Origin of the sequence: Corynebacterium sp. 51B, assembly GCF_008930785.1 — a bacterium.
GTDB classification, from domain to species: Bacteria; Actinomycetota; Actinomycetes; order Mycobacteriales; family Mycobacteriaceae; genus Corynebacterium; species Corynebacterium megadyptis.
Genome location: NZ_PQMK01000006.1, coordinates 121,647 through 148,597, shown reverse-complemented (window position 1 = coordinate 148,597; position 26,951 = coordinate 121,647). Strand labels below are relative to the sequence as shown.

The window sequence follows — 26,951 nt, the reverse complement described above, 5'->3', positions numbered from 1 at the left end:
GACTGCGGGCGGTGGAATGCTCGATCTTAGTAGTGCAGATTGGTGCGCAATTCCCACGCGCTGATCTGGCTTTGATAGTCCCGCCACTCGCTCCACTTGCTGCGCAGGAAGAACTCGAAGACGTGCTCGCCCAATACCTCGGCGAGGAACTCGGACTGCTCCATCATGTGCAATGCCTGGTCCAGGCTGGCCGGCAGGTCCTGATAGCCGAGGGCACGGCGCTCCCGGCGGGTCAGCTGCGAGATATCGTCCTCGGCCGGATCGGGGAGCTCATAGCTTTCTTTAATGCCGCGCAGACCGGCGGCAAGCAGCACCGAATAGGCCAGGTAGGGGTTGCAGCCGGTGTCCGGGGAGCGCACCTCGATGCGCCGGGAGGAAACCTTTGTGGGGCGATAGGTGGGCACCCGCACCATGGCGGAACGATTCGACACTCCCCACGTGGCCGCGGTGGGGGCCTCATTGCCAAACATGATGCGCTTATAGGAGTTCACCCACTGGTTGGTGACCGCGGAGATCTCCGGGGCGTGGTAGAGGATGCCGGCGATGAACTGCTTCGCGGTGCGCGAGAGGTTGTACATGTCATCGGAGTCGTGGAAGGCATTGGTATCGCCCTCGAAGAGCGACATGTGGGTGTGCATGGCCGAGCCGGCGAAATCCCGGAAGGGCTTCGGCATAAAGGTGGCCTTCACGCCGTGGTGGGCGGCCACATCCTTAATCAGGTAGCGGAAGGTCATGATGTTATCCGCCATATTCAGCGCCTCGGCATAGCGGAGATCAATCTCCTGCTGACCCGGCGCGGTCTCGTGGTGCGAGAACTCCACGGCGATACCCATGGACTCGAGAGCGGCCATGGCATCGCGACGGAATCGTGGTGCATCGTCGTAGGTGGCGTGGTCGAAGTAGCCGCCATTATCGGTGGGGACGGGCTCTTTGCCATCGGTATCGAGGCTGCGCACCATGTAGAACTCAATCTCGGGGTGCAGCAGCGCCCGGAAGCCTTCATCGGCCAGCCTTTCGGTCTGGCGTCGCAGCACCTGGCGAGGATCCACCCAGGAGGGCTGGCCATCGGGCATGACGATGTCGCAGAACATGCGGGCGGTGTTTTCCAGCCCTTCGCCGTAGGAATCCGGCAGCATCTGGAAGGTGGAGGGATCGGGCTTGGCTAGGGTGTCCGATTCAGAGATGCGGGAAAAGCCCTCCACGGCGGAGCCGTCGAAACCGATGCCGTCTTCGAGCGCGATCTCGAGCTCTGCGGGGGCGATAGCCACGGACTTCAGGTAGCCGAGGATATCGGTAAACCAGAGGCGCACGTAGCGGATGTCTCGTTCTTCAATGGCGCGGAGCACGAATTCCTGTTGGCTGTTCATATATTCCAACCTACTTGAGTTCGGCGCTCGAGTTGGTCCAGTATCCTGCCCTGATCTACAGCCGCGTCCGGCACACCCCCGAGTGGTGTTTACGCAGCTAACACGGAGCAAAACTGGTAGATATTGGGCATGGGCACTGCCACGAATCTTGAGGTTGAAATAAAGTTCTCCGCCACCGAGGAGCTCGCGGTTCCGGATCTGACGCATGTCTCTGGCTGCGAGGCCGCGCGCGAGACCGTGGTGCACCGTTTATCGGCGGTGTATTTTGACACCCCCGATCTGCGGCTGACGCGGGCGAAAGTGACGCTGCGGCGCCGTACCGGCGGCAAGGATGACGGCTGGCATATCAAGCTGCCCGGCGAGCAGGGCCGGCTGGAGATTCACGCCGATAGTGATCCCGCAGATCCGGAACGCATTCCCGCGGAGATTCTGGCGACGGTGCGGGCCTTAAGCCGCGGCCACAGCCTGGAGCCTATCGCCCGAGTGGATAATGAGCGCCACGAGACGGTGTATGAGGATGCGGCGGGAGAAGCGCTAGCCGAGTTCTGCGATGATCACGTTTCTGCCCACTCTTTCCTGCCCACGGGCACGGCGCGGCGCTGGCGCGAGTGGGAGATCGAGCTCGCCGGGCCGGCGGCAGAGACCAAGCGCGGGGCGAAGTTCTTGCGCAAGGCCAGCAAGGTGGTGCGCGCCGCCGGCGCCAGCGACTCCGATAGCCCCTCCAAGTTGGTAGCGGCGTTGGGCGAGTCGATTACTGCCGCCCCTACTCCCCCGCAGCTGGCCGAGCTACCCTCCTCGTCCCCCGCGGCGGGCGTGGTGGCGGCGCTGGCACAGAATCGCGATCGCATCGTGGAGATGGATCCGCGGGTGCGCCGCGATGAGTGGGATTCGATCCACCAGATGCGGGTGGCCACCCGTGAGCTGCGCAGCCACATGCGCACCTTCGAGGGCATTCTCGTGGGCGAGGCCTATAGCCATATTGAGCAAGAGCTCAAGGCCTTGGCCGGCATCCTCGGCCAGGCCCGCGATGCAGAGGTGGTGGCCGAGCGCATGGTTCACCTGATTGAGGCCGAGGACAGCGGCAAGATCGATGAGACCACCCGCGCCCGCGTGCTCCAGGGTCTCCACCGCGACTATCGCCGCGCCCACGCCCGGGTGGTGAAGGTGCTCGATAGCGAGCGCTATCTCACCTTATTGCGGGATCTCGACGAGCTGCTCGCCCATCCCCCGCTGGCCGCCGACGCGCATGAGGCCGGCGACACGGCCGCCGCGGCTGAGCCGGAGCAGGTGCTGGCCAGCCATCTCGACGGCGCCTACCGCCGCTTGGTGAAACGCCATAAGAAAGCGGTGGCAGTGTGGGCCGACCAGGAGCTGGATCTGCACACCCGCGAAAACGCGGTGCACAATATGCGCAAGGCGGCGAAGAAGCTCCGCTATTCGGCGGATGCCGCCGGCGCGGCCACCTCCTTGAAAACGAAGAAGGTGGTGAAGGCCTGTAAACGCATGCAGTCTGTGCTCGGCGACTTCCAGGACACCGTCACCTCGCGGGATATGATCGTGCGGCTCGCGCTGCGCGCCCGCGCGAAGGGCGAGGACACCTTCGCCTATGGGCTGCTCTATCAAAAAGAACGCCAGCTGGGGCTGCAGGCCCTCAGCGGCTATGAAGAGTCTTTCGACGCCATTCGCGCCGCCTATACAAAGATGCGAGGGCGGCGTCGATAAGCGCTGCGGCTGCTGGTTTTATCCCCAGTCGTCGTCGTTCCAGTCGTCCTCGCGCTCGCGCTCATCGGCGGCCTCGTTGCGCTGCTGCGCGATCTCGAAGGCGTTGTGGGCCTCTTCTTCGGTGGCATAGGGACCCATGCGGTCGTCCCACGATCCCACCTTGTCGGTGGATACTTCTCCGGTGGAGACGTTGTAGTACCACTTATTTTCAGTCATGCTCGCTCCTTAAAACTTTGTGTATTGGGCATTATGCCCATTGTAGGGGTCTTAGCGCCCCCATGTCGGCGCATGCGGGAACGCGCTGTCCTAGAGTGGGTGAGAAGTTATGTTCCCGCGGAGTCCTAAGGAGGAGCCAAGGTGTTGTGGCCGAGCGCACATCCTGATCACGCAGCGGAGGTGGCACGGCTGCACCCCACCGCCGCTCCGGTGGCCTCGGCCCCTGCGACTGTGCCGGTCATTGGCGAATATGGCGATGACACCGGCGGTACCGTGATCATTGCGCACACGATCTATCGCAGCGCGGTAGCCGCCAGCCCTGTCGCAGAGGATGTAGTGCGGGTGCAGGTGCACGCCCGCGATGTGGACGGCACCACCACCACGTTCAGCGAGACCATTGGCTGGTCGCGGGTGGTCGAGCTCATGGATCAGCCGCCCGCTGCCCACGCGGAGCTACGCGCCGCTTATCCGTGGGCATGGCGCTTATCGACGCTCATTGCCAGCCTCGGCTGGCGTCCCTCCGCCGCCTCCGGCCACGCCGGTTTGGAGATCACTGTCTTCACCGATATTCCCGCCGTCGAGGGCTTCGGTCGCTTCGAGGCCACCGAGGCGGCGCTGGCGCTGCTCATTCACAGCGAGTCCACGGCCAAGGATGATGCGCCGGGGCGCACCCGCGTGGTGGACACCTTAGTGCATCATGCCGCCACGCTGGCCCCGCAGCCGGTGCTTCCCGCCCGCTACCATGCGGCGCTGCGTAGCACTGGCGCATCCACGAGGCCGCATCTGGTGGTGCTCGATCACGCCGATGGCTCGGTGACGGCCGCAGCGCATCTCAGCCAGGACGGCGGGCAGCCGCACGTAGTGATCGGGGTATATTCCCCGGGCCAGTGCCCCGCGCCTGCGGAGGCGAGCGCCACCCGCCGTTCCTGCATGGCTGCGGCGTGTTCCACCTTCGGAGTCACGACACTGCGGAGTCTCCCCGATGCCCCGGAGCGCATCCATGACTGGGTGCAGGCGCTGCATATTCACCATTCCCACAGCGATTCCCCCGTGCCGGACTATGTGCCGAGCGCCCGCGAGGCACAGGAGTGGGCCGAGATTTTCGCGGCGGAAGATGAGCGCGCCCAGCACACCGCCATGTTTTTGCGCTCCCGGCGCGAATCCCAGGCCTATGATGCGTTGAATGACTCGGCGGCAGCGCTGGCGGCGCACTGCGCCACCGGCAGCGCCCTCGATGAGCACCTCACCGCGCTGGTGCAGCTCTGCCGCACCCGCGGGGCCGTGGCGGCCCGTCCCTTAGAGTGGGGCGTCTCGCCCGCGGTGCTCGCCGTTGTCCCCCAGTCCCGCGCCCAGCACACCATTGCCGAGCTCAGCGAGGACGGGTGTGTCGTCGTTGCGCTGGGCACCGGAACCGCCGCTTGTATGCACTAGCCCCCATCTACACGAGAGCCTATGATCTTCGACTCCATCCCTCGCGTCCTGTCCATCGCCGGTACGGATCCCACCGGCGGCGCCGGTATCCAAGCCGATATCAAGGCCATCTCCGCGGCCGGTGGTTTCGCCATGACGGTGGTGACCTCCCTAGTATCGCAAAACACGCGCGGGGTGCGCGAGATTTTTACCCCGCCCCGCTCTTTCCTGCGCGAGCAGTTGGAGGCGGTGCGCAGCGATGTGGATATTGACGCCGTTAAGATCGGCATGCTTGGCGATCGCGACACCATCGGCGAGGTGGCGGATTTTCTGGGGCGTATCGACGCCGACATCCCGGTGGTGATCGACCCCGTGATGAAGGCCTCCTCGGGGGATCTGCTGCACGATGAGCGCTCGGCCGATGCCCTCATTGAGCTCCTTCCCCGCGCTGATCTGATCACGCCCAATGCTGGGGAGCTGGCGGTGCTCCGCCAGGCCATGAACGGTGGCGGGCCTTTCCACGCTGGGGAGTGCACGAATCGCGAGGAATCGCTGGCCTATGCCACCGAGGTGGCGCGCACGCTGCACACCGCCGTGGTGTGCAAGGGCGGCCATATTTCCGATGCGGATGCCGGTAACACACTGATCACCCCCGATGGCGCCCAGTGGCATACCCCGGTCGAGCGGATCGATACCCGCAATACCCACGGCACCGGCTGCTCCTTGTCCTCGGCTATTGCGACCCGGCTCGGCGCCGGCGAGCACGCCTCTGAGGCGGTGCACTGGGCCACCGTGTGGCTGCATGAGGCCATCGCGCACGCCGATGAGCTGGAGGTAGGCCACGGCCACGGGCCGGTGCACCACTTCCACCAGCTCTACCGGCAGGCCGGGCTGCTGGGCGAGTAAAAAGAGGGGCGAATGAGCCGGCCTATGAGCCGGATTCTGTTCCCGCGGCTGCTGCCGTGGGCGGTAATCATCCATCTGGACCCGCCATTGCTGACGGGCCTCACGCGGCCAACCCACACGGCTCGAGAAGTCGAGCAACTTCAGCCTTTCACTTGGCTGTCCGTGTGCAGGCACACCAGAGGTGCGCCCTTCGGCCTTGCTCCCGGTGGGGTTTACCTAGCCGCCCGCATCACTGCGGGTGCTGGTGCGCTCTTAACACACCCTTTCACCCTTACCTGCCAGTGCATATCATCCAGTGCAGCTGGGAGGCGGTTTCCTTTCTGTGGCACTATTCCCGCAGGTCGCCCTGGGTTGCCGTTAGCAACCACCGTGCTCTGTGGAGTCCGGACTTTCCTCGACGAGGCGACGTACACGCTTCCGCGCAGTTACGCCCGCCGCGATTACCCAGCCGACTCATTCGCAAGAATCTAGCTTAGCCGGTGAGATTCACAATGCGCACACTCACTGGGCCATCGGCATAAAACTCCACCACGGAGATGGAGGCGAGGTCGAGGTGCAGCCGGTGGAAGAAGCGCTCATCGGCGCCGAGGGCATGCCGCAGCACCGCCTTGATGGGGGTGACATGGGCGACGAGGGCAAGGCTGCGTTCGCGGTGGTTTTCGATGAGCTGCTGCACACCGTCCCACACGCGCTGATCGGCGTCGAGCACGGATTCCCCACCGGGGGCGGCCGTGGTGGGGTCGTTCAGCCAGGTGCTGTGCAGCTGTGGATCGCGGGCGTGGGCGTCGGCGAAGCTCAGCCCATCCCAGTCGCCAAAGTCCATCTCGCGCAGGCATTCGGCGGTCTCCACCGCTGGGCCTTCGATCGTGTCGGCGAGGATCTCGGCGCTGCGCTGGGCGCGGCTCAGTGGCGAGGCCACGATGGCGTCGATGTGCTGGGCCCCATAGAAGCCCTCGCCGTCGAGGCCGGCGGCAATGCGCTGTGCGGCCGCGCGCACCTGCTGTTCGCCGAGCTCCGTGAGCGGGGCATCGGAGTGGCCGGCATAGAGTTTCTGCGCGGACATCTCGGTTTGGCCGTGGCGCAGCAGGATCAGCCGCGTCGGGGTGCTCGTCGCCCCAGTCCAGCGCGCCGCGGTGCTGGGGGCGCTCGGGGCGGGGTCGAGCGGCAGTTCCTGAACAGTGCCGGGCTCGTCGGTGGCGAGCAGCGGATGTACCGCCCGCGGTTGCGGGCGATCCTCCCCGCCGAGCACCATATGCCCCGGCTTCACCCCGGTGCCGTGCAGGTCCATGGCCTCATTAGAGAGCTCATCGGCCCGCTTATTCTTGGCCCGCGGAATCCAGTGATAGCTCACTGCCCCGATCTCCTGGGCCAGGGAGCGCGCCGCCAGTGCCAGCTTCTGCATATCGGCGTGCTTGATCTTCCACGCCCCAGACATCTGCTGCACCACCAGCTTGGAGTCCATGTACACCTCCACCTCGGAGGCGCCAAGGTCGCGGGCGACCCGCAGGCCATTAATCATGCCATGGTATTCGGCCACGTTATTGCTCGCCGAGCCCAGGTATTCCACCACGGTGGCCAGCTCGCGGCTACGGGTGGCGTTGTACACCACGGTGCCGGCCCCAGCGATGCCGGGATTGCCGCGCGAGCCGCCATCGGATTCAATAACCAGCTTCATAGATGCCCCCCTAGCCGCGCTCACGCACCAGGTAGGTGCCACACTCGGGGCAGGTGGGCACGCTATCGCTGGGGGCGGACATGATGGCGGATGCCTGCGCCACCGGCAGGATAATGGAACACCCGCCACAGGTGCGCCCATTAAAGAATGCGGCGCCGAAGGCGGAGGCGCTCGCCGAGAGCAGCCGTAGCGCATCCTCGGGAAGCTCGGCGCGGAGCTCAGTGATGCGCTCCGCATTCGAGGCCTCGGCGGCCTCGGTGGCGTGCTGGGCGGCGGCCACGGCCCGCTCCGCGGCCTCAATCTTGCGGTCCAGCTCATCGGATTCCGCGCCGCTGGCCATGGTATTCATCTCGGCGGCAGCCACCCGCTGCTCTGCCTCTTGCAGGAGGTCCTGCTGCTCGCCCAGCTTCTGGCGGGTGGAGCGGAGATCGTGCTCGAGATCGCGGCGGGTGGCGGTATCCGTTGACGCCCCCAAGGCCTGCACATTGGCCTTTTCGCGGCGGCGTAGCTTGCGGATATCCGCCTCGATCCGGCTCACCGCCCACCGCTGATCCTCGGTGGACATCTGCGAGGCGGCGCGGGCATTGCGCTCCTCGGCGCGCTGGGCGAGCAACGCCTCCAACACCTCGCGCTCGGCCTGCTCTTCTTTTTTCAGCGGGCCGGCTCCGACGCGTTCGCGGCGAGCTAATTCGGCGAGCATGGGCTGCAAGTGCGCAGCTAGGCGCATGATTCTCCTCTAGTGGTGGTGCGGGTGTGCGGACATCGTCCACGGATCGGTACGGATGTCGATGATTGTAGTGTCTAGCCCCGTTTCCGTAGCGATCAGCTCACTGACCTGCGCGGTCCAAGGAAACTCGCTGGCCCAGTGCGCGGTATCGATCACGGCGGGGCCACCGGCGCGCAGATACTCGTCCACGGGGTGATGGCGCAGATCGGAGGTGACGTAGACGTCCACGTCCAATCCGCGCACCGTATCGAGGAAGCTATCCCCCGCCCCAGAGGAGACCGCCACGCGCTGCACGAGCTGCTCGGGGTCGCCGGCGGCCCGAATCCCCCAGGCGGTTTCGGGCAGGGCGTTCGCCACCTGCTGCACAAAATCGGCGAGCCGCATCGGCTCGGGCAGCTGACCGATGCGCCCCAAACCATAGGCCTGCTCAGGGTCGGTGATGCCGGCGAGCTCGACGATATCGAAGGCCACCTCCTCATAGGGATGGGCCTGCTGTAGCGCGTCATGGATGGCCTGGCGGGCCCGGCGCGGGGCCACGCATTCCACCCGCCACTCCGCGGTGCGCTGCAGGGTGCCCACCTCGCCGTCATAGGGATCGGCGCCGTCCTGGGGCTCAAATTGGCCGGTACCGGGGAAGCTATAGGCGCACTTGGCATAGTGCCCGATCTCGCCCGCACCAGCGCTAAATAGCGCCTGCTTGACCTGCTCCAGATGGCTCTCGGGCACCTGCACGCCCCACTTATCCAGCCCGGCGGGATCGATCGGCTTGATGGGCCGGCCGGGGCGAATGCCGACGAGCTCGGCGAGCTTATCGTTCACCCCGGGCCGCGCCGAATCGGCGTTGGTGTGCGCCGCAAAAAGCGCCACCCCGCCGCGGATAAGGGTGTGCAGCACCTGCCCCTTGGGGGTGTCGGCGGCCACCGAGTTCACGCCCCGCAGCAGCAGCGGGTGGTGCACGATGAGCATGTCCACTCCCTGCTCCACGGCGCGCTGGGCCACCTCGAGGGTGACATCCAAAGCGAAGCCCACAGAGCGCACCGGCGCTGCTGGGTCACCGCAGATCAGGCCCACCTTGTCCCAGGATTCCGCCAGATAGGGCGGGTAGGCGCGGTCTAGGATGGTGCGGATATCGGCCACGGTATAGCTCATGGACTCTCCTCATTCGCTGTGGGGTCTCGTCCACCCCAGCGTACGTGCCTAGTCCGTGGTGGTGGCGCAGGCCTGCAGGAAAGCGTCGATAAGCGTGCGCACAGCGGCTTCATCGCGCACCGCGAGCCGCCAATAGCGTTCATCCAGCCCGGGGAAGCTCTGGCAGGGGCGGACACTCATCCCGGCGCGGGCGAGGGCCAGGCGCACCTGCTCGGGGTGGGCGCAGCGCGGCTCGATGAGCATAAAGGGCGCGGGCGAGGTGGGCAGGTGGATCCGCGCATGCGGGGCGAGTAGCGCGCACTGGCGTTGCTTCGCCGCTGCCAGCCGCTGCCGCTCTTCGCGGAGGAACTCCTCGCCGTGGGCGGCGACGCTGAGAAAAGCCCGGTACTGCAGCGTGCTCAGCGGCCAATGCGGACGGTAGCGCGCCCAGCGCTGGAGAAACTCGGGGCTGCCCACCGCATAGCCGCAGCGCAGCCCCGCCAGGGCGAAGGTTTTGGTGAGCGAGCGCAGCACCACATACTCCCCCGCCGTGGCTTGAGTGATCACGCTCTGCTCATCGCCGGCGATATCCATGAAGGCCTCATCTATCACCACGGTGCGCTGCGGGGCGCGCAGCGCGGCGATCTCCTCGACGCTGTAGAGCCGGCCGGTGGGGTTGGTGGGATTGCCGAGCACCACCATGTCGGCCGTCGCGGGAATCGGCGGGAGCGAGAAATCGACGGCGGTCGGACACAGCTCGACCTCATAGCCTTGGTCGAGCAGCTGGGCGGCGGGCTCGGTGAAACCGGGGCTGAGCACCACGGGATGGCGTGGCTCGCACCGCCCCAGCAGCGCAAAGCCTTCCGCGGCACCGTTGAGCAGGAGCACGTTTTCTGGCCGTACCCCGTGCATCGCCGCGATCGCCTCCTGGGCCTGGGCGGCGAGGCCGTGGTCCGGATAGTCGCGCAGATTACCCACCTCGGCGCGCAGCGGCGCGAGCAGCCACTCCGGGGTGCGGGCGGCGACATTCACCGCGAAGTCGAGCTCCGCGGTGGCCGCGGGCACATCGCCGTGGAAGTGCAGATCATAGAGGGACACAAGCTTCAAGCCTAAAGCATGGCGTGGGTGTTTCTGACAGACTGGACAGCATGAGTTCTGGGACATTTCTGCTGCTCGATATTGATGGCACCCTCGTGGATTCCTTTCGCGGCATCCGCCATAGCCTGCTGCTCGCCCTCGACGAGCTAGGCGTGGAGCACCCCAGCGAGGAGTTCCTCTCCACTATCGCTGGTCCGCCGATGGAGCAGACCCTCGGCCGGCTCGGCCTGGATGAGCAGACGGCGCGCCGGGGCCTGCACGCCTATCTGCGTTATTTCGGTGAATCCGGCTGGTCGATGTCGCAGCCCTACCCCGGCGCGCTGGATTTTCTGCGCCGCGCCGCCGCTACCCCAGGGCTGACCGTGGCTACCTGCTCGAGCAAGGGCGAAGGCTTCGCCCGCCAGACTCTGGAGCACTTCGACATGATGGAGCACCTCGCCTTCCTCGGGGCGGCCGAGGAGCACGGCACCCGCCGCACTAAGATTGCGGTGCTCGACTATGTCATGGACCACCTCGAAATCGATCCGCAGCGCGACACAGTGGTGCTGGTGGGCGATCGCATCCACGATTTCGAGGCGGCCCACGCCCGGTCGATCGACTCCATCGCGGCCGAGTGGGGATATGGGCGCCCGGACGAGTACGCGGCGGCCACCCACTCCGCTTCCGATTTTGCAGCCACCGAAAGGATTCTCAGTGACTACTTCAGCTAAGCCCCACATCGTGTTCGTCTGCACCGGCAATATTTGCCGCTCCCCCATGGCCGAGGTCATCCTGCGCGCCGCAGTCGAGGATGCGGGCATGGCCGACGCCGTCGAGATCTCCTCCTGCGGTATCGGCGGCTGGCATAGCGGACAACAGGCGGATCGTCGCGCCCGCGCCGAATTGGCTGCACATGGCTATGATGGTGAGTCCCATCGTGCCCAGCAGCTGAATAGTGCGCTTATCGACGCCGACCTGCTCATCGCTCTCGACCATGGCCACGTCGATGATCTTCTCTCCCAAGGCGCCGCTGCGGAGCGCATTCGTTTATTGCGTTCCTTTGATCCGGACTCCGATCCGGAGGCCATCGTGGAGGATCCCTATTATGGCGGCAGCGAGGGCTTTAGCATCACCCGCAGGCAGATCGAGGCGGCCACCCCGGGCATTGTGGAGTGGGTTCGCCACGCGACTTCGCTAAGCTAAGCACCGTGTCTGGACATAACAGCGCCGAAAGCAGCCGCAGCTCTGCGGGCCTGAAGGCTTTTCTCAATCCTGGCTGGGTGATCGCCGCCGTCCTTGTGGTGGCCTTCACCTATCTCGCTATCGCGGTGCTTGCGCCGTGGCAGTTGGGGAAGAACTCCGATACCAATGAGCGCAATGAGCAGCTGGATGCTGCTTTTGCGGTGCAGCCGGTGGACTACAGCGAGCTGGTGGACTCCAGCGGTCGTATTGATCCGGCAGATGAGTGGCATCGCGCGATTCTGCGCGGGCACTATCTCCCCGAGCACGAGGTGCTTTTGCGCATGCGCCCCGTCGGGGGCGGCCCGGCCTTCAACGCGCTGACCCCCTTCGAGCTGGATTCCGGCGAGGTGGTGCTGGTGAATCGCGGCTATGTGCCGGCCCGCAATACCGAGGTGCCCTCCATTGCGCCCGCGCCCCGCGGCGAGGTGACTATCACCACCCATGTGCGCGTGAATGAACCCACTCCCACTCAGGAGCCGATGTTCGATCAGGGCTATGAGCAGGTGTGGGGCATTAATACCGAGCAGATAGCGGAGCTCACCGGCCTAGCGCTGGGCCGCGATTTTGTGCAGCTCACCGCGGATCAACCGGGGGTGCTCACCGCCCAGCCACTGCCCGCTAAGGAGAGCGGCCCCTATCTCTCCTATGGTTTGCAGTGGATTGCCTTTGGCATCATGGCGCCGCTCGCGCTGGGCTATTTCATCTTTGCCGAGCTGCGGGAGCGCCGCCGCGATGAGGAGGAGACGGAACACGCCTCCGCCTTGGATCCGCTCTCTCAGCCGCAGCCCTATCTCAGCGATATTCCGGCCGCGCCGAGCCCGAAGCGGGCCCGCTATGGCGAGAAGCGCCACAGCGCCTTCCAGCGGCGCGCGGAACAGGACGAAGAGCGCTTCTGAGCCAGCAGCACCGCCCCGAGCGCCGCGAGCGCCTGGGTGCGCCGTGCCAGCTGCACTGCCGCCCGCAGATCCTCAGCCTGCGGCGGCACCCCGGCCCCCAAGTGGGGCCGGTTTTCTGTGCCATGGGCATAGACGGTGGGACCGCCCAAGCGCACCCCGAGATAGCCGGCGGCGGTGGACTCCACCACCCCGGCATTGGGGCTGGGATGCTGCGGGGCCTGCTCCCGCCAAAAACGCAGCGTGGCACGGCCCCGGCCGCGGGTGGCGGCCAAGGCCACGTGCAGGGCCCCATTGATACGGGCGGGGATATAGGCAACGACATCATCGATGACTGCGGCGACGCGCCCGAAGCGAAGGTAGCGCTCGGAGCGATAGCCCACCATGGCGTCGAGAGTGTTAATCGCACGGTGAGCGGCCACCAGCTCGGGGCGGCCGGTGGCGGCGAGCACCAGCGGCACTACGGCGGCATCGGAGGTATTCTCCGCCAGGGATTCGGTGCCGGCGCGGGCCATGGCCGGCAGATCCAGCAGCGCCGGGTCCCTCGAGCAGAGCCAGGGTATCCAGGCACGGGCGGTCTCGCTTTCACCGGCGTCGAGGGCATCGGCCAAGCTGCTGCCGACGCGCTCGAGGGTGGTGCCGCCGAGGCTGGCCCATAGCACCGCCGCCATGGTGAGCTCCGGGGCGCGTTTCGCCGCCGCGTGCGTCGCGAGCACCACGGGGGCGAGAGCCGCGCCCCAATAGAGGGCGCCGCGGGCCACCGAGTCGGCATAGAGGTGGCGCTCCAGCCACAGCGCATAACGGCCGAATAGCGCCACGGGGTGCCCGCGCTGCGGATCGCCAATGATCCGGTCGGCGGCGACCCCAGCGATAATGCCGCAGGCGCCGGCGCGGCCGTGCGTAGGAGCAGTCATAAGCGTCTAGCCTACGACAACCGCCCCCACGCCGTGCAGGGCGTGGGGGCGGTGGCAGGCACTCAGAGCGACTTAGCGCAGCTTATTGGCCACGATGTGGCCCATAGCCTTGGTGCCCTGGACGGTCGGGTGGTTCGGCAGCGGCCCGATCACCGGGTCCGCCACGCCGGCGACCCAGCGATCCTCATTGCGGGGAGCGCAGGTGCCGTGGCCGATGCTCTCGGGGTAGATGTCCACGAAGTTCATGCCAGCGAAGTGAGCGGCATTACGCAGGGAGTCGCGGAACTTCTCCTGCACCTGGGTAGCGCCCGGGGTGGCGATGGGGTGCAGCACGTTCTGCTCGTTGTAGAGGCAGACCTGATCGTTGGTGGCGAACTCGGGGTAGGACACCAGGGAGACGCGAGCGTTCGGGGCCACCTGGCGGATGCGGTTAGCGGTATCGCGCATGGTCTCGCGGAAGAGAGTGGAATCCGGGGTGGGGATATTGGCCATGTCCATGCCGGCATCGACCCACTGCAGGGTATCGAGGCCGCCGTACATCATGGCGACTTCCTTGGTGCCGGGGCCGATGGAACCCTGCTGGATGGCGAGCTCCAGGTAGGCGCGCAGCTGAATAACGGGGGCGCCGCCGGTGCCATTGCAGGACCAGTCAGCGAGGGAGTAGCCGAGTTCGCGGGCAGCGGTCTTGGGCCAGTTATCCATATCGGTGGCGCAGTTCGGCACCAGCGGGCTCTGCGCGGGAGCCAGACCACGCGGGCCACCCTTACCGGCGTTGGCGGTGAAGGAGTCACCGAAGGTCACCATCTCCTTCTCCCCCGAGTGAACCGGCTGGAAGGGCAGGCCCGGTGCCGGCGGCAGAGCCGGAGCGGCAGGAAGACCCGGGATCTGCGGTACCTCCGGCAGCGGTGGCAGCTGGGCGGAGGCAACGTTGGCGGAGCCCAAGCCGATGGTGGCCACGGTCACAGCAGCGACGGTGGCCTTAAGGATGGAGGAGGAGAAACGACGCATAACTCACATTTCCTAAGAATATGCAGTCCCCGCCACGACTAAACTCACCCTCAGCAGAAGCTGAGAATGGCGCTCATCGAGACGGCCGAGACTGCACGGCGGTCATATTGACACCCTCGCCGCAAACCCGTCGGGGATGCAGCACAGAGGGCTTTAAATCACATATTGAGGATAGATCATAGATAATCGTGACACAAACGTTATCTAACACGGCCAGCGACAAAATAGCCGCCGCGCTCTTATATTTTCCTTAGCCTCACCGCGCTCATTCCCCCAGCTCAATACGTCTTTGATTAGTGACCGCGGCGACGGTGACACAGCCGCTATATAGCTGCTTAAAATAAACTTTCTGCAACACCCATTTGGGTTAACAATTCCCAATTTTCACACTCGCCAGATCCGTTACAGCGACGCGGGCCCCAGCATGCGAACGACCCCACCGCGGTAACGCGATGGGGCCGTGAATCTGTGCGCCCTGACGGGCTCGAACCGCCGACCTGCTGGGTGTAAACCAGCTGCTCTTCCAGCTGAGCTAAAGGCGCGCACGCTCACCATTGTGAGCTGTGTGGACACAGTAGCACAGCCCGAGGACAATCCTTAAACAATGCCCTCTAGCTGTGCGAATGAGAAAAGAAAACTAGCGCTTATAGCCGCGCTGCACGAGGCAGGAGCCCTGCCAATCGCCGAGGCGCTCCGCCTTGGTTTGCACCAGTCCGGCGAGCTGCGCGGATTCCGCGATCACGCCCGGCTCGATGGTGCCGGGCTGACCGGCGCCGGGGGTCAGCAGCCACACTGCGCCGCTGTCGGCGAGGGAGCGAAGAGAGTCCACGAGGCCGTCGACCAGGTCGCCATCCTCTTCGCGCCACCACAACAGCACGACATCACAGAGTTCATCAGTGTCTTCTTGGAGGAGCTCAGCACCGATCGCGTCCTCGAGAGCCTCGCTGATCGTGCTGTCCGCATCCTCGTCCCAGCCGACTTCTTGGATAATGTCGCCGGTCTTCACGTCCATCAGCTGGGCATAGCCTGCTCCGCTGTTGTTTACGGCGCCGGGGGCGTCGCCCACTGGTTTGGTTCCTTCCTGAGCTTTAGTTGAGGTCACCCTTCAGAGACTACAGCCCTTGCAGCCTTTTATCTCATCCCAAACTAAAAAAGACCTATCCCCACCCACACGTCCCACCACTACCGCGGGACCGCACCCCCGTCCACTACACACAGTGCGGACCCGATCGCCGCTTCTATTCTCCGGCTGCCATGGGGCCGCCGCGGCGCGGCGCGAGGCGCTTAGCTGCGCAAAGAGCATGGCCAATCTGCAGGCACGGGGCACAAAAAGCGGCGAGATGGCGTCGATAAGCATTGTGCACAAAAGGATCATTGGAGCGCCGTGCCATGCCACCGCGAATTGATCCGTATTCTAGTGAGTAGACATAGTCTCCGCGGACACCCCATCGCGCCGCCGCGCGCCCCCTTTTAGAGGGTGATGGGGCATTCGACGAAGGAACAATTTTTTGACCCTAGGAGGTTTAAGGCATGGCTTCCACCGCCGGCGACAGCTCTCAAGACCAAACAAACTTCTCCCTCATTCGTGATGGCGTCGCATCCTATCTCAATGACGTGGACCCCGAGGAGACCCGCGAGTGGCTGGACTCCCTCGATGGCATGCTCGCGGAGTCGGACATCACGCGTGCCCGCTTCCTGATGCTGCGCCTGCTGGAGCGCGCCAGCGCCCGCCGCGTACCGCTGCCCTCACTGACGTCCACGGACTACGTGAACACCATCCCCACCAGCATGGAGCCGAAGTTCCCCGGCGATGAAACCATCGAGAAGCGCTATCGCCGCTGGATCCGCTGGAACGCCGCCATCATGGTGCACCGCGCCCAGCGCCCCGGCATCGAGGTGGGCGGCCACATTTCCACCTATGCCGGTGCTGCCCCGCTCTATGAGGTGGGCTTCAACCACTTCTTCCGCGGCAAGGATCACCCCGGTGGCGGCGACCAGATCTTCTTCCAGGGCCACGCCTCCCCCGGCATGTATGCCCGCGCCTTCCTCGAGGGGCGCCTCAGCGAGGACGACCTGGATGGCTTCCGCCAGGAAGTCTCCCGTCCCCAAGGCGGCATGCCCTCCTACCCACACCCGCACCTGATGCCGAAGTTCTGGGAGTTCCCCACCGTGTCCATGGGCTTGGGCCCAATGAACGCGATCTACCAGGCCCGCTTTAACCGCTACCTGCAAAACCGCGGCATCAAGGACACCTCCGATCAGCACGTCTGGGCCTTCCTCGGCGATGGCGAGATGGACGAGCCCGAATCTCGCGGTCTCATCCACATGGCCGCCCTGGACAACCTAGACAACCTCACCTTCGTCATCAACTGCAACCTGCAGCGCCTCGACGGCCCGGTGCGCGGTAATACCCAGATCATTCAGGAACTCGAGTCCTTCTTCCGCGGCGCCGGCTGGTCCGTGGTGAAGGTCGTCTGGGGCCGCGAATGGGACAAGCTCTTCGAGAAGGACAAGGAAGGCGCCCTGGTTCACCTGATGAACCACACCCCAGACGGCGATTTCCAGACCTTTAAGGCCAATGACGGCGCCTATGTGCGCGAGCACTTCTTCGGCCGCGATGAACGCACCGCCAAGCTGGTCGAGGACATGAGCGACGAGGAAATCTGGAATCTGCGCCGCGGCGGCCACGACTACCGCAAGATCTATGCCGCCTTCAAGCGCGCCATGGAGACCAAGGATCGCCCCACCGTGATCCTGGCGCACACCATTAAGGGCTACGGCCTGGGCCACAACTTCGAGGGCCGCAACGCCACCCACCAGATGAAGAAGCTCACCGCGGAGGATCTGAAGAAGTTCCGCGATAAGCAGGAAATCCCGATCTCCGATGAGGAATTGGAGAAGGATCCCTACCTGCCGCCGTACTACAACCCCGGCCCAGAGTCCGAGGAAATCAAGTACATGCTGGAGCGTCGCGAGGAGCTCGGCGGCTTCCTGCCCGAGCGCCGCGATAGCTACACGCCGCTGAGCGTTCCGCCGATCGAGAAGCTGAAGTCCGCGCTCAAGGGCTCGGGCAAGCAGAAGGTCGCCACCACCATGGCGATTGTGCGTATCTTCAAGGACCTGATGCGCGATAAGGAGCTGGCTCCGCACTTCGTGCCGATCATCCCCGATGAGGCCCGAACCTTCGGCATGGACTCGTGGTTCCCGACGCTGAAGATCTACAACCCGCACGGCCAGGACTACACCCCAGTGGACCATGACCTCATGCTCTCCTACCGGGAGGCCACCGACGGTCAGATCATGCACGAGGGCATCAACGAGGCCGGCTCCATGGGCGAGTTCATCGCCGCCGGCACCTCCTATGCCACCCACGGCGTGCCGATGATCCCGCTGTACATCTTCTACTCGATGTTCGGTTTCCAGCGCACCGGCGACTCCATCTGGGCAGCGGCGGACCAAATGGCCCGCGGCTTCCTGCTCGGCGCCACCGCCGGCCGCACCACCCTCACCGGCGAGGGCCTGCAGCACATGGACGGCCACTCCCCTGTGCTGGCCTCCACCAACCCCTCGGTGATCTCCTATGATCCGGCCTTCGCATATGAGCTGGCCTATATCGTCCGCGAGGGCATCGACCGCATGTACGGCGAGGGCCGCGGCGAGGATGTGATCTACTACCTCACCATCTACAACGAGCCCACCCCCCAGCCGGCCGTGCCGGAGAACCTCGATGTCGAGGGCCTGCTCAAGGGCATCTATCTCTTCGACGACGCCGAAGATGCCGAGTACTCCGCGAATATCCTCGCCTCCGGTATCGGCATGCAGGCCGCGCTGAAGGCCCAGGAGATGCTGCTCGAGAACTACGATGTCGCCGCCAATATCTACTCGGTGACCAGCTGGACGGAGCTGGCCCGCGATGGCCAAGCCTATGAGCTGGCCGCGCTGCGCCACCCCGATGAGAAGCACGAGAAGCCCTTTGTCAGCCGCGCGCTTGGCGACGCCGAGGGCCCGTTTGTGGCCGTCTCGGACTTCGCTACCGCCCTGCCGGATCAGATCCGCAAGTGGGTGCCCGGCGACTACACCGTACTGGGTGCCGATGGCTTCGGCTTCTCGGACACCCGCCCGGCAGCCCGCCGCTACTTCAATATCGACGCCGAGTCCATCGTGGTCGCCACCCTGGCCGCGCTTGCCCGCGAGGGCAAGGTAGACGAGGACGTCGTGGCCCAGGCCGCACGGGAGTATAAGCTCGACGATCCCACCGAGGCCTAAGACGCACACACGCCCCCGTGCCGCTCACGCGGTATGGGGGCGTTGCTGTGTGTTCCGGAGAAAACTAGTCGAGAGCCTCGATCAACTCATCGATGCAGGCGCTGAGCAGCTCCGGCTGCTCCAGCGGCAGCATGTGGCCGGTATCGGCCACGATCTTCAACGTGGCATAGGGCCACACCTCGTGGATCCGCTCAGACTGGCTGACGGGGGTAAAGATGTCCTTTTTACCCACCAGAATGAAGCCGGGAATCCCCCGCAGATACTGGGCGGCGGCGAGCTCTTCGTGTTCCTGGAGATCGTCGAAGAAGCCCACCAGCGTGGCCAAGGGGGTGTGGCGAATCATTTCCGCGTGGAACTCCACGATGGGGTATTCGATATCGTGCGCCTTGAATACAGAAGTCGCCAGCGCCGGGCCGAGCAGCTCGCTCATGGAGTCGCGATATTTTTGCACCACCTCGGGCGCAGCCTCGACGGCGTTATAGGCCATATCCGCGATCGGCGAGGCCAGCACCTGCGGCACGCCTTGGGCGGAGAAGGAATCGATGGCGGTATCAACGAGCACGAGTCCCTTGATCCGCCCGGCGAGGTGCTCGTGATAGCGGCGCAGCATGTTGAACACGACGAAGCCGCCGAGGGAGTGCCCGACGAGGATGAGCGGCTCGTCCTCGGTGCGGGCGCTGATGGCGGTATAGACATCATCGGCGGCGCCGGAGATGGTGCACAGCCGAGGATCCACCTCCCCCGTCTCGCCGTGCCCGCGCAGATCCACGGCGAGGCTGCGTATCCGCGGATAGCGCTCCCGCAGGTGATCGATCTGCAGAAAGAAAGAATCGGCGGTAAGGGTGAAGCCGTGGACGAACACGACGGTGGCGTCGGGGTCCTGCTCACAGCCGAGCTGATAGTACTGCACCGCGATGTCATCAACATCGACGGTGCCCGTGGCGGTGGGGTTGGTGAGCCCGGGGGCATGCTGGTCGGAGGCGTGGCGATAGCGGCTCTCGCGGAGCTTCTTTCGCCCGCTGGGGGTGAGCCGCCACACCATGGCTTGGGTGAGCTGTTCAAAGCGGCGGGGAACGAGATCCATAAGTGTCCATCCTAGTCGCACCGTTAAGCTAAGAATCATGAGCCAACTAGGAGAACAGCTTGCCCGCGCCTTGGGCGCGCAGCCGGCCGCCACCGAGGAGCCCGAGGACACCTCCGATACCCGTACCCAGATCACCCGTCTCATCGCCCGAGTAAAGGACATGGACCGAGAAGCCGTGGACGTCGATGCCGACTTCACCGCGGATCTGGGCTTCTCGCGGCTCGAGTTGCTGGAGCTGGCGCTGCGGGTAGAACAGGCCACCGGCCTGCAGGTAGGCGACGAGGACGCCTTCACCTTCAGCACCGCCTCTGAAGTGATAGCCGCTGTGGATAAGCAAAACAAGGCACAATAGGAGCTATGACTGCTCATATCTCCTTTTTGACCGACATGGACGGTGTCCTCATCCAAGAGGGCAAGATGATCGACGGTGCCGATACCTTCATCGCCGAACTCGAGTCCAATGAGATCGAGTACATGGTGCTCACCAACAACTCGATCCACACACCCCGCGATCTCGCGGCCCGCCTACGCAACACCGGCCTGGAGATCCCCGAGGAGCGCATCTGGACCTCGGCGCTATCCACCGCCCGTTTCCTCTCCAGCCAGGTGGGCGAAACCACCGCCTTCGTGGTGGGTGAATCCGGGCTGACCACTGCCATGCACGAGGCCGGCTGGATCATCTCAGACAAGGAGCCGGCCTATGTGATCCTAGGTGAAACCCGCACCTACTCCTTCGAGGCGATCACCCGCGCCATCCGCCTGATTCGCGATGGCGCCAAGTTCATCTGCACCAACCCGGATGTCACCGGCCCCTCCCCCGAGGGCATTTTGCCGGCCACCGGCGCCGTGGCCGCGCTGATCACCTCCGCCACCGACCAAAAGCCCTACTTTGTGGGTAAGCCCAACCCGGTGATGATGCGCAGCGCCCTGAATGAACTCGGCGTGCACTCCGAGTCCACCGTGATGATCGGCGATCGCATGGACACCGACGTCAAGTGCGGCCTCGAGGCGGGTATGCGCACCGTCCTGGTGCGCTCCGGCATTTCCGATGATCTCTCGATCACCAAGTTCCCCTACCGCCCCACCAAGGTGGTGGACTCGGTAGCCGATCTAGTGGGTCACACCCTGGATCCCTTCGAGGACGGCTTCTACACCGATGGCGCTAGGAAGTCCTCCACCGCGAGCTCCGGCGAGAAGAAGAACTCCAAGAAGAAGAACTAGGCCGAGACGACTCGCACGCTCGTGCTGACCTGTGCACTGAGGCTATCACCGAGCTCAGTCAGGGCAGTCGCGAGCGTGTCTAATTCCGTGGCTGTGCCGCTGAGTAACTGAGAGCAGCTCACAGTGCGGGTACGCGGGTCACTCTGCCACTGGGTGCACCAATTCGCCTCATAGTCCACGGTGGCGCTGGCTGGCACTGCCGGCTCGGAGCGCAGGTGGGTATGAAACAGCTCCTCCACGGCCATGCGTCGGGAGCGAGGCAGCCCCGCGATATCCACGACGGCGATCTGAATGTCATCCACCCAGGGGCTAGGAAGCGCCCGCACGGCTGGCCGCAGCGCGGCGCGGTGGGCGAAGTGATGGCAGGTAGCGGGGAAGGTCATGGTGCTGGCTCGTTTCTTCTCTGCGGGACCCAGCTCGCCTTATAGCGCGGTGGCGCTGGCGAGCAGGTGGCGTCGATAAGCAATGGGCAACCCCGCGGTGCGGGTGCCCTAAGACGAGGTACGTCTTCCCCAACGACCTCTCATGGTGGCGCGGCGCGGTGACCGCGCGTCTAGAAGCAATAGTGCTGAAGAAGAGCACACCCCAGCAACCCTCAACCACCAGTTGATACCCCCTTTTTCTCAAGTGGTACTTGAGGTTCACAGTGCTCTCTGATGCTGCTCTTAACTCCGCTGCTGTAGTCGGCGCCAAACCCCGTCATTGAACTCGGACCACAGTGGCTTCGCCCACTCGCCGAAGTCGCGGTCGGTGAGCACGACGAGCGCGGTGCGGGCCTCGGGAACGAACCACATATACGTGCCACTAACGCCGAAGTGGCCGATGGTTTCCGGCGGCATAGACGCCCCCGTCCAGTGCGGATCCTTCTGCCCCTTGATCTCGAATCCAAGCCCCCACGGGCAGGGTTTCTGCATGCCGTAGCCGGGCACGATACCGATGAGTTCCGGATACTGCACGGTGGCGAGCTCACGGCTCATCTGCTGAGAGAGTAGGAAGGGCACGAGCAGCTCCTGAGCAAACTTGGCCACATCCGACACGCTCGACTCGATGCCGTGCCCGGGGGATCCCTCGAGCACCGTGGTGGCCATGCCTAGAGGCTCGCACAGGGCCTCGTGGAAATACTCGGGGAAGCTGATCCCCGACTCCTGCTCGAGGAGCTCGGCGAGCAATTCAAACCCATAGGAGGAGTAGATCCGGCGCTCTTCTACCCCGCGCATGCGATCGCCCTCATGAAAACCCACCCCCGAGGCATGCGCCAGAAGATGGCGCACAGTAGAGCCTGCGGGGGCGGGTGCGGGTGCCGGAGTATCGAGGTCGAAGACCCCTTCCTCCACGGCAATGAGGAAAGCATAGGCGGAGAGGAGCTTGCTCACGCTGGCCAGCGGCACCACTTTTTTCATATCACCGACGGTCTCGGTGAGGATGGCGGCGCCGGTCTCGCGATCGAGTTGGACCAGGGCGCCGGCGACGTTATCCACGGGCCACTGCGTGATCTCCTCCAGAAGCTGCATACCCGCCATCGTAATACCTTGGCGGGTAGCGTTTGGCCTTCTTGAGAAGCTAGGCCTTCACGTCCGTGTGGGCGCGCTCCTCTTCGTAGGTAGCGACCTGCTCATTGTCGTAGGTGTGCTCATCGAGGATGCCCTCGCGCTTGGCCACCACGGTGGGCACCAGCGCCTGGCCGGTGACGTTCACGGCGGTACGGCCCATATCCAGGATCGGATCCACGGCGAGCAGGAGGCCAACACCGGCCAGCGGCAGGCCCAGCGTGGAGAGGGTGAGGGTGAGCATCACGGTCGCGCCGGTGGTGCCGGCGGTGGCCGCCGAGCCGATCACGGACACGAACACGATGAGCAGGTATTCCTTCACGCCGAGGTCGATGCCGTAGAACTGCGCCACAAAGAGCGCGGCGATGGACGGATAGATCGCGGCGCAGCCGTCCATCTTGGTGGTAGCGCCGAGCGGCACCGCGAAGCTGGTGTAGCTGCGGGGCACGCCGAGGGCCTGCTCGGTGGTGCGCTCAGTCACGGGCATCACGCCCATGGAGGAGCGGGTAACAAAGCCGAGAGAGGTCACCGGCCACACCTTGCGGAAGAAGGTGCGCACGCTCAAACCGTTGAGGGCGAGAACGCTCGGGTAGATCACGCCGATCACCACGGCGAGGCCGAGGTAGATAGCGAGAACGAAGGCGCCAAGCGAGCCGATGGTATCCCACCCATAGGTGGCCACGGCGCGGGCGATCAGCGCGGCGGAGCCAATCGGCGCCAGGCGAATAATCCACCACAGCACCTTCTGCACCAGCTCCAGCAGGGAGCGGGAGAACTCAATCACGGGTTCGGCCTTCTTGCCCACCTGCACCGCAGCGATACCAAAAGCGATGGAGAGCAGCAGCAGCTGCAGCACGTTGAAGTTCGGGGTGGCGCTGAAGCCGTCCGCCCCCTCACTGACGCGCACGCTCAAGCCGAGCATATTTTCCGGCACGAGCGAGGAGATAAAGCCGAGCCAGGAGCCCACGCTGTCCGGCTCCGCGGCACTGGCGGCATCTACGCTGCTATTAGCACCCGGGCGCAGGACGGTGCCGATAATCAGACCGGCGACCACCGACACCAAGGCCGTGATGGCGAACCAGATGATGGTCTGCCCCGCCAGGCGGGCGGCATTGGTCACTTCCCGCAGATTAGCCACCGAGGTGATCACGGCGGTAACCACCAGTGGCGGGATAAGGAGCTTCAGCAGGCTCACATAGGTCGAACCGACGGAGCTCACGACCTCCGTCAGCCACGAGTCGTCGCCCATACGGCGGGCGAAAAATCCCAGAATGAGACCAATGATGAGGCCGTAAATAACTTGTGCACCGAAGCTGGTTAACTTTTTCCAGGTCGGCGAGGATGTGGCAGTCATAGTCGCTGTCTTTCTTTTTATGCTTGTCGACGCCCACTCGGGGCCGGCGCAGCACCGTGCTGCGCCAAGTCCCACATCCTAAACCGAACCGATCCGTTCAGGCAATAAAGACCGCTTTGTCTATTTCTTTTTCATATAGGTTGACCACGTCTGACGCGCCCGCGACGCCATCGAGCCACGCACCCGGCGGGGATTAGCCAGAGTGCGCGTGCGCATCCACACCTTGCGGGCACTGAGAGTGGAGTTTTGGGGCAGCACCCACCCCATCCAGAAGGCAAAGATGGCCATGAGCGCCCCAGTGAGACCGGCTACCACCATGCCAATACCCGAGAGGCCATAAGAATCAAAGACCACCAGCACGGACGAGGCCACGAGCGCCGGAACGGCATAGAGGGGCTGCCCGCCAAACACGGCGGGCGGATTGCCGGCAAAAACATCGCGGATCATGCCACCGCCCACGGCGGTAATGAGCCCGAGGAACACGGCCGAGGCGACCGGCAGGTCAAAAGCCAAGGCCTTCGAGGTTCCGGTCACGGCCCAGACACCCAAGATGATGGCGTCGGCATGCACGCGAAACATCGTCCACCACCGCGCGTGCAGATCCAACACAAAAGCAATGAGCGCCCCAACGCCGGCCATGGGCAGATAAATGGGATTAGTGATGGCTACCGGGGCACCTTGCTGGATGAGGACGTCGCGCAACATGCCACCACCGAGAGCCGAGAATACGGCGAGAAAGAAAAAACCCACCACGTCGAAACCACGCTGGCGGGCGATCGTGCCGCCGATGACCCCATTGAGCACCACGCCGATAAGATCCAGCACGGCCCACAAGGTGAGAATGGAGGAGGAAACCACAGCAGTCATCGATACTTTTTCCTTACCCCAGACACGAAAAAAGCTCCCCCAGTTGGATTCGAACCAACAACCCTTCGATTAACAGTCGAATGCTCTGCCGTTGAGCTATGGGGGATTGTGTTTTCAGCTTGGGCCTGTAGCGGACCTCGCTGGCAACGAGATGTAACTATAGCCCGCCCCTACAATCACAAGCAAACTCGCTGCTTATTCCAATTTTTAAGCCTTAAGAAGAGCAACTATCACCACACCGAAACGACGGGTTATAATGACCCTCGCGCCTGAGGCTCCGCACTCGAAGGCGCGTGGGGCTGTAGCTCAGTCGGTTAGAGCCGCGGACTCATAATCCGCTGGTCCCGGGTTCGAGCCCCGGCGGCCCCACCACTAAACTTCTTTCACATGTGCACCACCACCCCCACTGGCCCCACCCACTGGCCGTGGGGGTGGTGTATATAAAGCCTGCTCGCTCGCCTCTTAGGCGGCCCTGTCTTGGTTTTGGCCCGCAACTCCCTAAAGTGTAGGTAAGCAATAGCTTTTTATCATTTTGTAACCTTGCGCTTAATACGAGCGATACACCTAGATGAGGCGTTCAGCCCAGCGCCATATATCCCAGAGGAAAGGCCCGAAAAGACGATGTCTCAACGTCCCACACGCGTGAGCGCAGCCACCCATGTAGATCAGTTCGTGCGCAGCATTAAGCCCCTGAAGAAGACCGGTGTACTCCGCAATCGCTCGCTCAGCGGCTGGAAGGATACGCTCACGGCTGTGGGCCGCTGGGGACTCAGCATTACCTCGCTCGTGGAACAGTCCACCGTCGAATTTGGCGATCGCACCGCCATCATCGACGATTTCGGCGATCTCACCTTCGCCGAGCTGCGCGAGCAGGCCCGAAACATGGCCATTAACCTCGCCCTCAACGGGGTGAAGGAGGGCGACATGATCGCCATCCAGGCCCGCAACTCCCGCGGCATCATCCTGCCGCTCGCCGCCGCCGGCTATATCGGTGCCCAGCCGATGATCGTCAATCCGGCATCCTCCACCACTCAGATCACCAATATTTTCAACACCTATGGCGCGGACGTGTTCATTGTGGACGCCGAATACGCCGAGGTGGCCTATGCCAACCCGGATGTGCCGCACTATGTGGTCGAAGGTGCGGTGGCCGCCGAGGGCGAGGAGCAGGTGGACATTTCCAGCAGCCCCACGATCGCGGAGCTGACCTCCACTCCCGCCCAGAGCTTCACGCTGCCGAAGCGCCCGAAGCCGCAGAATACCGTGATTATGTCCTCCGGCACCCGCGGTATCCCCAAGGGCGTCGTCATGCCCATCCCGCTCACCCCGAAGGCACTGGCCGGCGTGACGCGCGTGATCCCGTGGCGAATGAACATGACCATTCAGGCCACCGCCTCGATCTTCCACGCCTGGGGCTATGGCAACCTGCTGGCCGCACTCATCACCGGCAGCACCCAGATCCTGCGCCGCCACTACGACCCGGTCGAGGCCGTGGCCGATTGCGAGCGCTACAAGGTCAACGCCATCATCTCCTCCGCCGTATTCTTGCGCGGCTTCGTGGCCGAAGCGAAGAAGACCGGCGCTAAGATTGGCCCCTTCGAGTTCATCGCGAACTCCGGCAATGCCGTGCCCGCCTATCTGGTGGAGGAGCTCGTGGATGCCTTCGGCCCCGTGCTCTACAGCCTCTATGGCTCCACCGAGCACTCCCAGATCTCGATTTCGACCTCCGAGCAGATGCTGGCTGATTCCTCCAATGCCGGCCGCCTCAACCTGGGCACCGTGCTGAAGATCTTCAAGGAGGACGGCTCCGAGGCCGGCGTCGGCGAGTTGGGCGAAATCTACTCGGCTAACTCCATGACCATGGTGGGCTTCCTCTCCGATAAGTACACCCCCTCTACCCACGATGGCCTGCTGGCCACCGGCGACCTAGGCTACCTGGACGAGGACGGCTTCCTGCACTTGGAAGGCCGCGCCGATGACATGGTGATCAAGGGCGGCGAGAACGTCTTCCCCCGCGAGGTCGAGGAGTATCTCGGGGCGCTCGATGAGGTCGCCGATGTGTATGTCTCGGGCAAGCAGGACGATGTGATCGCCCACCTCGAGGCCTGGGTGGTCAAGTCGGACTCTGCCACGGAGCTCACGAAGGACGAGCTGCGTGAGAAGGTGCGCGTGGCCTTGGCCGAGCACAATGTGCCGGAGTACATCTTCTGGGTGGATGATCTGCCGCGTAATGACAGCGGCAAGGTGGTGCCCCGCTGGCTGCCGGACCCCGCCACCCTGGACCAAGACCAGAGCTAGCGCGACCCCGACCGTCCTGACCGCCTCTT

24 protein-coding genes, 3 tRNA genes and 1 other RNA gene are annotated in these 26,951 nt (G+C 64.3%); 11 read left to right on the top strand and 17 right to left on the bottom strand.

The window, feature by feature from the left end:
• Nucleotides 1-26: 26 nt before the first annotated feature.
• Nucleotides 27-1,367 carry a type I glutamate--ammonia ligase gene (glnA, locus tag GBB14_RS08400; RefSeq protein ID WP_151529205.1) on the bottom strand — a complete coding sequence of 447 codons (1,341 nt, stop codon included), beginning with the start codon at nt 1,365-1,367 and terminating at the stop codon, nt 27-29.
• A gap of 129 nt (nt 1,368-1,496) precedes the next feature.
• On the opposite strand from glnA, the gene GBB14_RS08395 reads away from it, so the two are divergent.
• Nucleotides 1,497-3,089 carry a CYTH and CHAD domain-containing protein gene (locus tag GBB14_RS08395; RefSeq protein WP_151529204.1) on the top strand — a complete coding sequence of 531 codons (1,593 nt, stop codon included), beginning with the start codon at nt 1,497-1,499 and terminating at the stop codon, nt 3,087-3,089.
• 18 nt (nt 3,090-3,107) lie between these two features.
• Here GBB14_RS08395 and GBB14_RS08390 read toward each other — a convergent pair whose 3' ends face one another.
• The gene (locus GBB14_RS08390; RefSeq protein ID WP_151529203.1) at nt 3,108-3,305 is read right to left on the bottom strand and encodes a hypothetical protein; all 198 of its coding nucleotides are present in this window, start codon (nt 3,303-3,305) and stop codon (nt 3,108-3,110) included.
• Nucleotides 3,306-3,446: 141 nt separating this feature from the next.
• Between GBB14_RS08390 and GBB14_RS08385 the strand changes: the two genes are divergently transcribed.
• Both GBB14_RS08385 and thiD read left to right on the top strand, forming a co-directional pair.
• A complete protein-coding gene (locus GBB14_RS08385; RefSeq protein ID WP_151529202.1) occupies nt 3,447-4,736 on the top strand; it encodes a hypothetical protein in 1,290 nt (429 codons plus the stop codon).
• A 21-nt stretch (nt 4,737-4,757) separates the two neighbouring features.
• Nucleotides 4,758-5,621, top strand: a complete 864-nt coding sequence (gene thiD / locus GBB14_RS08380) for a bifunctional hydroxymethylpyrimidine kinase/phosphomethylpyrimidine kinase (RefSeq protein WP_151529201.1) — start codon at nt 4,758-4,760, stop codon at nt 5,619-5,621.
• 9 nt (nt 5,622-5,630) lie between these two features.
• On the opposite strand, the gene rnpB is transcribed toward thiD, so the two are convergent.
• From rnpB to cobC, 5 genes are all read right to left on the bottom strand, one after another.
• Nucleotides 5,631-6,077, bottom strand: an RNA gene (rnpB, locus tag GBB14_RS08375) — RNase P RNA component class A.
• Between the two features lie 16 nt (nt 6,078-6,093).
• Complete coding sequence (locus GBB14_RS08370; RefSeq protein ID WP_151529200.1) at nt 6,094-7,296, bottom strand: bifunctional RNase H/acid phosphatase; 1,203 nt, start codon at nt 7,294-7,296, stop codon at nt 6,094-6,096.
• 10 nt (nt 7,297-7,306) lie between these two features.
• Nucleotides 7,307-8,023 carry a C4-type zinc ribbon domain-containing protein gene (locus tag GBB14_RS08365; RefSeq protein WP_151529199.1) on the bottom strand — a complete coding sequence of 239 codons (717 nt, stop codon included), beginning with the start codon at nt 8,021-8,023 and terminating at the stop codon, nt 7,307-7,309.
• A 9-nt stretch (nt 8,024-8,032) separates the two neighbouring features.
• Complete coding sequence (locus GBB14_RS08360) at nt 8,033-9,172, bottom strand: Nif3-like dinuclear metal center hexameric protein (RefSeq protein WP_151529198.1); 1,140 nt, start codon at nt 9,170-9,172, stop codon at nt 8,033-8,035.
• Between the two features lie 48 nt (nt 9,173-9,220).
• Nucleotides 9,221-10,249, bottom strand: coding sequence for an Rv2231c family pyridoxal phosphate-dependent protein CobC (gene cobC, locus GBB14_RS08355; RefSeq protein ID WP_192796122.1), 1,029 nt, complete (start codon nt 10,247-10,249; stop codon nt 9,221-9,223).
• A 50-nt stretch (nt 10,250-10,299) separates the two neighbouring features.
• Between cobC and GBB14_RS08350 the strand changes: the two genes are divergently transcribed.
• The 3 genes from GBB14_RS08350 to GBB14_RS08340 are packed head-to-tail and all read left to right on the top strand — an operon-like array spanning nt 10,300 to nt 12,366.
• Complete coding sequence (locus GBB14_RS08350) at nt 10,300-10,959, top strand: HAD hydrolase-like protein (protein ID WP_151529196.1); 660 nt, start codon at nt 10,300-10,302, stop codon at nt 10,957-10,959.
• Entirely contained in the window at nt 10,943-11,431 is a 489-nt protein-coding gene (locus GBB14_RS08345; RefSeq protein WP_225976650.1) for a low molecular weight protein-tyrosine-phosphatase, read from the top strand. The genes GBB14_RS08350 and GBB14_RS08345 overlap by 17 nt, the downstream gene beginning before the upstream one ends.
• Before the next feature lie 5 nt (nt 11,432-11,436).
• On the top strand, nt 11,437-12,366 hold the full coding sequence (locus tag GBB14_RS08340) for an SURF1 family protein (RefSeq protein WP_151529194.1): 930 nt from the start codon (nt 11,437-11,439) through the stop codon (nt 12,364-12,366).
• Here the strand turns inward: GBB14_RS08340 and GBB14_RS08335 are convergent.
• The 4 genes from GBB14_RS08335 to GBB14_RS08320 form a co-directional block, all read right to left on the bottom strand.
• Complete coding sequence (locus tag GBB14_RS08335) at nt 12,303-13,277, bottom strand: CobD/CbiB family cobalamin biosynthesis protein (protein WP_151529193.1); 975 nt, start codon at nt 13,275-13,277, stop codon at nt 12,303-12,305. The genes GBB14_RS08340 and GBB14_RS08335 overlap by 64 nt on opposite strands.
• A 72-nt stretch (nt 13,278-13,349) precedes the next feature.
• Entirely contained in the window at nt 13,350-14,285 is a 936-nt protein-coding gene (locus tag GBB14_RS08330; protein ID WP_151529192.1) for a GDSL-type esterase/lipase family protein, read from the bottom strand.
• A gap of 469 nt (nt 14,286-14,754) precedes the next feature.
• Nucleotides 14,755-14,827 (bottom strand) — tRNA-Val (locus tag GBB14_RS08325).
• Between the two features lie 95 nt (nt 14,828-14,922).
• On the bottom strand, nt 14,923-15,297 hold the full coding sequence (locus GBB14_RS08320) for a DUF3052 domain-containing protein (RefSeq protein WP_151529262.1): 375 nt from the start codon (nt 15,295-15,297) through the stop codon (nt 14,923-14,925).
• A 518-nt stretch (nt 15,298-15,815) separates the two neighbouring features.
• On the opposite strand from GBB14_RS08320, the gene aceE reads away from it, so the two are divergent.
• Nucleotides 15,816-18,551 carry a pyruvate dehydrogenase (acetyl-transferring), homodimeric type gene (aceE, locus tag GBB14_RS08315; protein ID WP_151529191.1) on the top strand — a complete coding sequence of 912 codons (2,736 nt, stop codon included), beginning with the start codon at nt 15,816-15,818 and terminating at the stop codon, nt 18,549-18,551.
• Nucleotides 18,552-18,615: 64 nt separating this feature from the next.
• Here the strand turns inward: aceE and GBB14_RS08310 are convergent, their stop codons facing one another.
• Complete coding sequence (locus GBB14_RS08310; RefSeq protein WP_151529190.1) at nt 18,616-19,635, bottom strand: alpha/beta fold hydrolase; 1,020 nt, start codon at nt 19,633-19,635, stop codon at nt 18,616-18,618.
• Between the two features lie 37 nt (nt 19,636-19,672).
• On the opposite strand from GBB14_RS08310, the gene GBB14_RS08305 reads away from it, so the two are divergent.
• Together GBB14_RS08305 and GBB14_RS08300 are read left to right on the top strand one after the other, a co-directional pair.
• Nucleotides 19,673-19,987: an acyl carrier protein gene (locus GBB14_RS08305; protein ID WP_192796121.1), complete on the top strand. Its 315-nt coding sequence runs from the start codon at nt 19,673-19,675 to the stop codon at nt 19,985-19,987.
• A gap of 5 nt (nt 19,988-19,992) precedes the next feature.
• Nucleotides 19,993-20,856 (top strand): HAD-IIA family hydrolase, encoded by an 864-nt coding sequence (locus tag GBB14_RS08300; RefSeq protein ID WP_151529188.1) that lies wholly within the window; start codon nt 19,993-19,995, stop codon nt 20,854-20,856.
• Here GBB14_RS08300 and GBB14_RS08295 read toward each other — a convergent pair.
• From GBB14_RS08295 to GBB14_RS08275, 5 genes are all read right to left on the bottom strand, one after another.
• Nucleotides 20,853-21,239 carry a hypothetical protein gene (locus GBB14_RS08295; protein WP_151529187.1) on the bottom strand — a complete coding sequence of 129 codons (387 nt, stop codon included), beginning with the start codon at nt 21,237-21,239 and terminating at the stop codon, nt 20,853-20,855. The genes GBB14_RS08300 and GBB14_RS08295 overlap by 4 nt on opposite strands.
• A 282-nt stretch (nt 21,240-21,521) precedes the next feature.
• Nucleotides 21,522-22,367, bottom strand: a complete 846-nt coding sequence (locus GBB14_RS08290; protein WP_151529186.1) for a serine hydrolase — start codon at nt 22,365-22,367, stop codon at nt 21,522-21,524.
• Nucleotides 22,368-22,416: 49 nt separating this feature from the next.
• Nucleotides 22,417-23,757: a dicarboxylate/amino acid:cation symporter gene (locus GBB14_RS08285; RefSeq protein WP_151529185.1), complete on the bottom strand. Its 1,341-nt coding sequence runs from the start codon at nt 23,755-23,757 to the stop codon at nt 22,417-22,419.
• A gap of 120 nt (nt 23,758-23,877) precedes the next feature.
• Entirely contained in the window at nt 23,878-24,624 is a 747-nt protein-coding gene (locus GBB14_RS08280; protein ID WP_151529184.1) for a trimeric intracellular cation channel family protein, read from the bottom strand.
• Between the two features lie 34 nt (nt 24,625-24,658).
• Nucleotides 24,659-24,730: transfer RNA gene (locus GBB14_RS08275), tRNA-Asn, on the bottom strand.
• 189 nt (nt 24,731-24,919) lie between these two features.
• On the opposite strand from GBB14_RS08275, the gene GBB14_RS08270 reads away from it, so the two are divergent.
• Together GBB14_RS08270 and GBB14_RS08265 are read left to right on the top strand one after the other, a co-directional pair.
• Nucleotides 24,920-24,996 (top strand) — tRNA-Ile (locus GBB14_RS08270).
• A 249-nt stretch (nt 24,997-25,245) separates the two neighbouring features.
• Nucleotides 25,246-26,922, top strand: coding sequence for an AMP-binding protein (locus GBB14_RS08265; RefSeq protein WP_151530495.1), 1,677 nt, complete (start codon nt 25,246-25,248; stop codon nt 26,920-26,922).
• Nucleotides 26,923-26,951 lie beyond the last annotated feature (29 nt).